The 8,579-nt window shown below is 50.6% G+C and carries 8 protein-coding genes and 1 pseudogene; 1 reads left to right on the forward strand and 8 read right to left on the reverse strand.

Annotated features, from left to right (window positions below; all coding sequences use genetic code 11):
* From QWY30_RS15690 to QWY30_RS15710, 5 genes are all read right to left on the reverse strand, one after another.
* The coding region (locus tag QWY30_RS15690; RefSeq protein ID WP_290242613.1) for a tripartite tricarboxylate transporter substrate-binding protein at positions 1 to 464 on the reverse strand (464 nt) is incomplete at its 3' end.
* 1 nt (position 465) lies between these two features.
* Positions 466 to 1,833 (reverse strand): MmgE/PrpD family protein, encoded by a 1,368-nt coding sequence (locus QWY30_RS15695; protein ID WP_290242615.1) that lies wholly within the window; start codon positions 1,831 to 1,833, stop codon positions 466 to 468.
* A 49-nt stretch (positions 1,834 to 1,882) separates the two neighbouring features.
* On the reverse strand, positions 1,883 to 3,103 hold the full coding sequence (locus tag QWY30_RS15700) for a CaiB/BaiF CoA transferase family protein (RefSeq protein ID WP_290242617.1): 1,221 nt from the start codon (positions 3,101 to 3,103) through the stop codon (positions 1,883 to 1,885).
* Positions 3,104 to 3,108: 5 nt separating this feature from the next.
* The gene (locus QWY30_RS15705) at positions 3,109 to 4,287 is read right to left on the reverse strand and encodes an acyl-CoA dehydrogenase family protein (RefSeq protein WP_290242619.1); all 1,179 of its coding nucleotides are present in this window, start codon (positions 4,285 to 4,287) and stop codon (positions 3,109 to 3,111) included.
* Positions 4,288 to 4,363: 76 nt separating this feature from the next.
* Positions 4,364 to 5,152 carry an enoyl-CoA hydratase/isomerase family protein gene (locus QWY30_RS15710; RefSeq protein WP_290242620.1) on the reverse strand — a complete coding sequence of 263 codons (789 nt, stop codon included), beginning with the start codon at positions 5,150 to 5,152 and terminating at the stop codon, positions 4,364 to 4,366.
* A 100-nt stretch (positions 5,153 to 5,252) separates the two neighbouring features.
* Between QWY30_RS15710 and QWY30_RS15715 the strand changes: the two genes are divergently transcribed.
* A complete protein-coding gene (locus tag QWY30_RS15715; RefSeq protein ID WP_290242622.1) occupies positions 5,253 to 6,008 on the forward strand; it encodes an IclR family transcriptional regulator in 756 nt (251 codons plus the stop codon).
* An 11-nt stretch (positions 6,009 to 6,019) separates the two neighbouring features.
* Here the strand turns inward: QWY30_RS15715 and QWY30_RS15720 are convergent, their stop codons facing one another.
* From QWY30_RS15720 to QWY30_RS15730, 3 genes and pseudogenes are all read right to left on the reverse strand, one after another.
* Entirely contained in the window at positions 6,020 to 6,994 is a 975-nt protein-coding gene (locus tag QWY30_RS15720; protein ID WP_290242624.1) for a tripartite tricarboxylate transporter substrate binding protein, read from the reverse strand.
* Between the two features lie 161 nt (positions 6,995 to 7,155).
* Positions 7,156 to 8,270 (reverse strand): IS3 family transposase gene (locus QWY30_RS15725; RefSeq protein ID WP_435433421.1). Its coding sequence is split into 2 segments (ribosomal slippage): positions 7,156 to 8,021 and positions 8,021 to 8,270, totalling 1,116 coding nucleotides; the frame shifts between segments, so codons are not numbered across the junction.
* Between the two features lie 189 nt (positions 8,271 to 8,459).
* Positions 8,460 to 8,579 (reverse strand): annotated as a pseudogene (locus tag QWY30_RS15730) (IS30 family transposase); the annotation flags it as partial.

The raw sequence follows: 8,579 nt of genomic DNA on the forward strand, positions 1-8,579 counted from the left end.
CCGTAGTTCAAATTGGGCGTACGCTTCAGATAAGCGAAGTACTCTTGCGCGTTTTTGCCTGGAGCGTTCGGTTTGGCAGCCAAGACCAGAGGGACTTCCCCGATCATGGCGACGGGAGTGAAATCCCAAGCAGGATCGAAGGGAAGTTTCGGATTCACGGCAGGCGCCATCGTGAAGGTCGAGGACGCAACAAGCAATGTGTATCCATCATTACGCTGTTTTGCAACGTAAGCAGCACCGATCGCGGTTCCAGCACCTGGTTTGTTTTCAATGATGACTGGCTGGCCCCACTGCGCTGTCAACTGTTTAGCGAGCTGTCGCGCGACAATATCGTTCGATCCGCCAGGAGCAAAGGGCACGACTAGTGTGACAGGCTTATCCGGAAAAGCGGCCCATGCGCAACTTACCGAGAGGGAACAGAGGAAGAGCAATCTTTTAATAATCGCTGCGACGTTCTGTTTCATCTCAGTTCCCCTGAAGCTTGCCTAATAACGTCGCGAGCGGTGAAACTTGTTGTGTTTCCAGAGTGAGCGTCATATCCAGAATTTGATCACTCAAGGATTTGTCTTGTGACACGACGTTTTGCTGATATTTACGAACAAAATCTTCGTCACTGGCGGGGTTCTCAGGCTCACCTTTGGAAAGTGGCACCTCCGTCGAGAATTTTTGCCCTTTGGTTGTTTTCAATTCAATGTTCGCGCCACGTTCGCGAGGATAAGCATCTGCCCAACGGGAGTTCGCAGCACTCGTGACGCGTGTCGCGAGCTTTTTAATTTCCTGATTCTGAATCGTGTCTAAAGAGTATCGCTCTTCGCCGGCATCCCCATAGAAAGCGGCCATCGCACATGAGGAGGCGAGGCTGAATTTCGCAGCTTCTGCAGTTTCGGGAGGGGATGAAGTGCCGCAAAAACTGATCGCGACGGGATACGTGGTGATGTTCAGCGCATCGATTTCTTGATAAGAAAGATTTTCTTTGCGCATGATGTCAAGCAGACCATCGATCGCAGGATGGATATGTCGGCAGGCAGCATGGAATTTGATGTACTGACCCATGATGTAGAAATCAGAGCCGAGCCCATCGAAAAGCCCGTCTGTCTTGACACCATCGGCCATCGCTTTGAACAGTCCTTTTTCACCCTCGAGTGCTGTCAGGGGACCCTTGGCGCCGCGTTTGGCCAGTTCGACCGAGAGGATGCCCGCCATGGCGGCTTTACCAGGGTGCAAGGGCTTGACCATTGCGCCATCGTTGAGGATCTCCAGCAGTCCGGCACCCTGAAGCGCAGACATGCCTAATGCGCTCGCCATTTGCTCTTTGTTGAGCTTGGCAAGTACGCCGCAAGCTGCGGCAGCACCCAACACGCCGATGGTGCCTGTGGTGTGAAATCCACGCCCTAGATGGGAGGGATTCATCGCTTTTGAAATTCGGTTCACGATTTCATAGCCGCAGACAATCGAAAGGATCAACTGTTTGCCACTGAGCTGAAGGGACTCCGCGAGCGCTAGAGCCGCAGGAATCACGGCAACGCCCGCATGGACGCCGCCGTAACGAAAACCGTCATCCATATCCAGGGCATGCGCTGCCACGCCATTACCCAGTGCGGCATGAATGGCAGGCACTTTGCGTGTCGAGCCCATGAGCGTGGATTGTCCAACGCCTTCGAGACTGCGCAGATAGTCGATCGTCATGCGCGGGAAATCCATCTTTAATCCAGCGATTGATACACCCAGGTAATCAAGGATCAAGAGCTTGGTTTTATGCACAACCGCTGGAGGCAGCTGCTCAAACGTCGAGTTTGAAAAGTGCTCTGCGAAGGTTTCAAGTATGGTTTTCAATTTTGTCTCCCTGGGTGAATACTGGATGGCGTTTAAAGTCTGTGGGCGCTCAAATCACGCCTTCTGCCTTGAGTGCTTGTAATTCCGTCTGACTCAGGCCAAGCTTTCCGCCATAGATTTCTTCATTATGTTGTCCGAGCGACGGACTTGCAACAGTTTTGACGCGTTCGGCACCGTGAATGATGAGAGGGCTGGCAGGCAGCACAACGCGGCCTAGGTCGGGATCATCAAACCATTCGAGTTGTCCGCGCGCATGCATATGTGGATCATTCATGACCTCGATCAGGTCGCGTACTGGCGCGGCAGGAAATCCAAACTCTTTGCTAAGTTTGAAAAGCTCACTACGCGTAATGGTGCGCGTCCACGCCTCGACAAAATCGTCGGTGCGTTTGATATTTTCAACTCTGACCTTGTTGGTGGAGAATCGTTCATCCGTCGCCAGATCCTCTCGACCCATGGATTTTAAAATCTTGACCCAGTGATCTTCGGTCGCACATACGATCGCGATGTGACCGTCTTTTGCTTCGTAGACGTTGTAAGGCGCAAGCGCCAAACCGCCATGACGGTTACCCACGCGCTGGGGAACTTTGCCTTTGGATCGATACACCAATCCTAGATTGGAAGCCATCGTGGGATAGGCAGTTTCCTGCATGGAGACTTCGACGAGACGTCCCAAACCCGTGCGGGTGCGTTCAAAGAGTGCGGTGATGATCCCTGCGTAAAGATGGACGCCGCTCAGGAAATCTATAAATGAGGAGCCAGAGCGAAGTGGAGGACCATCGGGATCACCCGTGACACTCATCGCACCAGAGGATGCCTGAATCGTCACGTCCATCGCTTGATTGTCTTTGTCAGGCCCGGAAAGACCGTAGCCTGTTCCAGAGCCGTATATGAGCCTCGGATTGATTTGATGCAAGACTTCCCAGCCTAACCCGAGGCGATCCATCACGCCTGGCGTGAAATTCTCCACAACAATATCTGCATCGGCAATGAGTCTTTTGAATAACTCTTTGCCTTTGCTTGTTTTCAGATTAAGTGTGATCCCTTTTTTATTCACATTGAGCATTGCCATTGGCAGGGACGCGCCGCCACTGACTTTTGCCCGGATGCGTGAAGGCTCCCCCATGATGGGTTCGACCTTGATGACATTCGCACCTGCCTTGGCCATTAAAAAGGTGGCATAAGGACCTTGATAGATCTGGGTCAAATCGATGACCGTGATGCCATCAAGAGGCTTGCTCGCGGCGTTGGTTTGAGATGCACTGTTCATGGGCATTACTTGACGGTTTTCAAAATTTTCTTGGCGATCGACATGCGATGAACTTCGCTGGGTCCTTCGTAGACGCGCATGACACGTGCTTTTTGAGCCATCAAATGCAGAGGCAGTTCTTTAGTGACGCCCATCGCACCAAACGTTTGCATTGCATGATCCAGTACTTCGGTTGCGAGTTCAGTGGCGTAAACTTTGATCATGGAAGCTTCGGTGCGGATATCTTGTCCGAGATCGAGTTTGCGTGCCGCATCACGCACCATCAGGCGGCAGGCGTGCATTTTGGTGACGCCGTCGGCGATCCACCATTGAATGGCTTGACGATCTGAAAGCAAGGCGCCAAAGGTCGTGCGCTGTTTGGCGTGCGAGCTCATCATTTCAAGCGCTCTGCGGCACATGCCAATACACCAGGCGCCCATCTGCAGTCTGCGAATATTCAGACGTAATTGCATCGGCGCAAAGCCTTCGCCGATCGCCCCGAGCAAGTTTTCCGCAGGGATGCGGCAGTCTTCAAAAGCGATTTCGTAGGTTCTGTGTCCCGCAAGCATCAGTATTTCGCGCAGCACGTTAAAACCCGGCGTGCCACGGTCCACGATAAAGGCGGTGATGCCTTCGTGACGTTTGCCTTGGCCGACACGCGCCATGACAACAGTAAAGTCTGCGCTTTTCATCCGGCTGACCCAGATCTTGCGTCCGTTGATCACCCAGGAGTCACCATCACGTTCGGCGCGCGTAATCATGCCTGACGGATCGCCACCCGCATTGGGTTCTGAAATGGCAATGCCTGATTTCGCTGTGCCAGCCGCGTAGGGTTCGAGGTATTTGATTTTTTGACTTTCGGTTGCCGTCGCCATCAACATGTGCAAGTTGGGTGAATCTGGCGGAAATGAGAACGGCGTCACAGTGCGACCAATTTCCTCGTTGAGTGCGACCAGGGTCACGCTGGATAACCCGGCCCCACCATACTCCTCGGGTGCGTCAAGTGCCCAGAGACCGAGTTCTTTGCATTTTTCGAGCAGAGGCGCTTCTTCTTCCTTGGTCAGTGTGAGATGTTCGCCTTTGATTTCGCGCTCTAAAACGGCTGTTTCAAGTGGCATCAGTTCCTGATCGACGAATTTCGCGACCAAATCCTGAATCATCACTTCATCACTGTCGAGGCCATCAGTACAAGCTTGCAGATCCATTGCATTTCTCCAAAATCTGTTTGTAGAGCGATATGAATATTTAATAAATTGAACCGTTCATTAACAGAACCGTTGATTAACGTCCTGTAAAAACTGGAGGACGTTTTTCTTTGAAGGCGGTAGCCGCTTCTTTATGATCTTCGGTGGAATACATCGCAGCCATATGCGAAGAGGCCATTTCGAGGTGCGTCCTCAAGTCCATCGCCATGCTTTGCTTGGCCGCGCGTTTCATCATTCTGACAGCGAGTTGGGGCTGCGCAGAAATCTGACCCGCCATTTCGTAGGTCGCTGGCATCAGCTGGTCGTTATCGACGACTTTGTTGACAATTCCCAGGCTCAAGGCTTCATCCGCGTCGACAAAGCGCGCTGTCCAAAAAAGCTCGAGTGCTTTGGACATGCCTACGATGCGAGGCAAGTACCATGTTCCGCCGTCACCTGCAAAAAGACCTACTTTGACGTAAGTTTCGGCAAAGCGCGCGCTGCGCGCGGCAATACGGATATCGCCCATTAATGCCATGTCCATGCCGGCGCCTGTTGCGACGCCGTTGACTGCGATGAGCACAGGCTTGTCGATGGTCTCGAGTGTGAGCGGAATCTGATGCACGTGATCGGACAGGAAAAGCTTGCGGCTATAGGCACTGTCCTCTTTGCGGTTGTGCATGTTGCCGACATCGCCGCCAGAGCAAAAGCCTTTTCCAGTACCGGTGACAACAATCACGTGCACATCTTCGCGAGTGGAGGCTTCGCGCAATGCCTGCGCCCATGCAGCCAGCATTTCAGCATTAAACGCATTGTATTTTTCCGGACGATTTAATCGTATCGTCGCGATTTTTTCATGAACATCGAAAATAAGTTGGTCAGTCATCGGTGCGGTCTGCAATCAATTGAATATGGTGGGAAATTCTTCGATGATCTATCATATCAAAAATAGAAAGTATGTCTGTTTTCATTTCCAGAGTCGATGAATGGTCATTAAAAAGAAAGAACCCGGTGTCGCAGCCGTCAACCGTGCCCTCTCAATCCTGCTGGCGTTCGACAAAAGCGTCGAGGGCATGACGCTTGCGGAAATCTCCGCTGCGACAGGTCTCTATCACAGCACGATCTTGCGTTTATGCGAGTCTCTGGAGCATGCCGGTTTCCTCAACCGATTGGCCGACGGGAGGTTCATGCTTGGCGCGACGCCCTTTTATCTGGGCATGCTTTATCAGGAGACATTTCGGATATGGGATTACGCTGCGCCAGTGCTCAGGACGTTAGTCAGAGATACCAAAGAGACGGTTGCAATTTATATCCGCGAGGGTAATGATCGGATTTGTTTGCACCGTATGGTGCAGCCAAGAGCTGTCAGGATGCACGTCAGAGAAGGCGAGAGAGTCGAGCTTGACAAGGGGGCTGCCGGAAAAGTTTTGTTGGCATTTTCCGGTGAAAAAGGGGAGCGTTTCGATATCATTCGTGAGGCTTATTACTCCGTCTCGCTATCTGAGCGTGGCTCCGAAGCCGCAGCCATCGCTTGCCCGGTTTTTGGACCCAAACAGACATTGATTTGTTCGATTTCCCTGGGGATGCCGGTCTTCCGTTTTGATCGCAAGGTTTTCAAGGAATTTTTACCCTTGGTCATGAACGCCGCTGCAGCCATTACAAAAAAATGTGGCGGTGATCACACTGTGTTTTCACCGCCTTACAAGCACACTGCGAAAGTGAATTTTGCGTCCAAAAAATAATTCCATCGTGATTAATCAGCGAGCTTGATATTTCTCTCTTTAGCGACTTTTTGCCATTTGTCGAGCTCTTGATTCATGTAAGCCCCAAATTCCTTGGCAGACATGATGTAAGGAACGGCAGCTTCTTTTGAAAAGATCTCCTTCATTTTCGGGGATTGTGAAACCTCGTTGATTGCTTGATTCAGCCGGTCAACAATTGCCTGAGGCATTCCGGCTGGTCCGAGCACACCCCACCAGACATCCACGGAGTACCCCGGAATGGCCTGTGCCATTGGAGGGAGTTCGGGATAAAACGGAGAAGGGGTCGAAGTGGTGACTGCGATTGGACGGACTTGATTGGCCCGCAAAGCACCCCCCACTGATGCCGGTGTCGCGATCAGTGCTTCAACGCGACCTCCCACCATGTCTGTCAGCGCGGGAGAAATGCCCTTGTATGGGATGTGGGTCATTTGAATACCTGCCATGGAATTCATAAGCTCCGTGCTCAGGTGGGCAATCGAGCCGATGCCCGCAGTCGCATAATTCACTTGTTTTTTAGCCGCGTCTTTGACGAGGTCGGCCGTCGTTTTATAGGGCGTATGGTTGGCGACCACCAAAAGAAGCGCACCTTGGGCCACCATTGCGACCGGTGTAAAAGAAGTGCGGTGGTTGAAGGGCAAATTGGTATCGACTGCGGCACGGGTCACGAACGAGTTCGAGCTGAAAAGCAAGGTTCCGCCATTCGGTTTTGCCCGCGCAACTTCAGCGGCTCCAACAACACCGCCCGCGCCAGGCTTGTTATCCACGATCACTGTCGAGCCGAGCTTCGCACTTAATTGTTCACTGAGCGCCCGGGCAAAAATGTCATTGCTGCCTCCGGTCGTAAAAGGCACGATCAGTTTGATTGTTTGCGGCAATCCAATTTCAGCTGCGATTGATAAGCTTGAGAGCGATATCAAGGTTGCTGTGAAACCAGACAAAAGCAGTCGAGCAAAGTTTTTTTTCATAATGTGTCCCCACGATTTCAGACAATATGTCTATTCGTGATTATGCATTAAATAAGAATTAAACGCGGAGAGGTCGTAGACTTCCCTTTTTGAGCAACAAAGCGAAAATAGAGACTTCCGTTCCAATAGTGACCTCCTCCCGATAGCTGGACAGTTCAGACTTAGAAAATCCGACAGGGTTGAGATTCATAAAACTGCTTGGCAAACATGAATGGTGCGGTATCGGCCAGTGATGAATGTGGTCGAAAATGATTATAGTCCTGTCTCCAGATTTCGACCTTTTTTCGGGCGTCTTCCAACGACATAAACCAGTTGGTATTTAAGCATTCATCGCGGAAACTTCCGTTGAATGATTCAATGAATGGATTATCTGTCGGTTTTCCTGGTCGCGAAAAATCTAACGTCACGTTGTTTTCATACGCCCACTTATCGAGGACTAACGAGACAAACTCTGGCCCGTTGTCAGCTTGTATTCGAAGAGGGGTTTGATTGCGTTCGCAGGTGATCCTGGTGAGTACGCGAACCACATCATCGCTTGTCAGTGACTGGGCTACTTCAATAGCTAAACACTCCCGCGTGAAGTTATCGACTACGGTAAGTGATCGAATTTTTTTACCATCAAATAATGCGTCCGATACAAAATCCATACTCCAGCTCTGATTAGGTGCGGTTAACACGATTCGATCCATTCTGTTAGCTGCTGATTTCCTTCTGCGCGGCTTCTTAGTTCGTAAATTCAAGCCTTCCGCCTTGTAGAGACGATAAATTCTTTTATGATTCACGATCCAACCTTCGCGCCGAATGAGTATATAAATACGCCAAAATCCGAATCGTACGCGGGTAGCTGCAATCTCGCGCATGCGTGCTTTAAGGGGCTCATCCAGGGGCTTACCTTTGGGCTTTTTGTACCAACCCGCTCGACTTTGCATGCAGACTTTACAAGCTCTCTGGATACTGACTCGATATTGATCAATCAAATGGCCGACGAGCTGTTTACGCTGCGTCGGCCTTAAAGCTTTTTTCTTAGGACATCTTGCAACATGACCTTGTCTAGGCTGAGATCTGCCACGAGCTGTTTAAGTTTTTGATTCTCTTCTTCAAGCTGCCGAAGGCGCCGTAACTCAGATACCCCTAGACCTCCGTATTTCTTCTTCCACGCATAAAACGTAGCTTGAGAAATGCCGACTTTACGGCAGACCTCCTCGACAGAAGTACCCGTATCGACTTGGTGCAAGGTAAAGGCGATTTGCTCTTCGGTGAATTTTGAACGCTTCATGGCGACCCCTTTTTGAGGTTAGTATCGCCGGAATTCTCTAGTTTTGAAATGTCCAGAATTTAGGGGTGAGGTCAAGGTAAAGAGATGATTCACTTGCCCTTAAAAAAAGAGTGTGTATCAAAATGCTGATTTGTTGGGCGACAAAAAAGGGAATTGATGAGGAAAAATTTGCAAAATACAAAAGTGGTTTCAAGTACGAAGTGCAACACGGTTTAGGGACTGGTGAAACACTTCGTACGGAGTTTTAAAACCTAATCGTTTACGTGGTCGGTGATTAATACGATCTTGAATCATTTTAAGTTCATCCGC

Origin of the sequence: Zwartia panacis (assembly GCF_030410395.1) — a bacterium.
In the GTDB taxonomy this organism is placed as follows: domain Bacteria; phylum Pseudomonadota; class Gammaproteobacteria; order Burkholderiales; family Burkholderiaceae_B; genus Zwartia; species Zwartia panacis.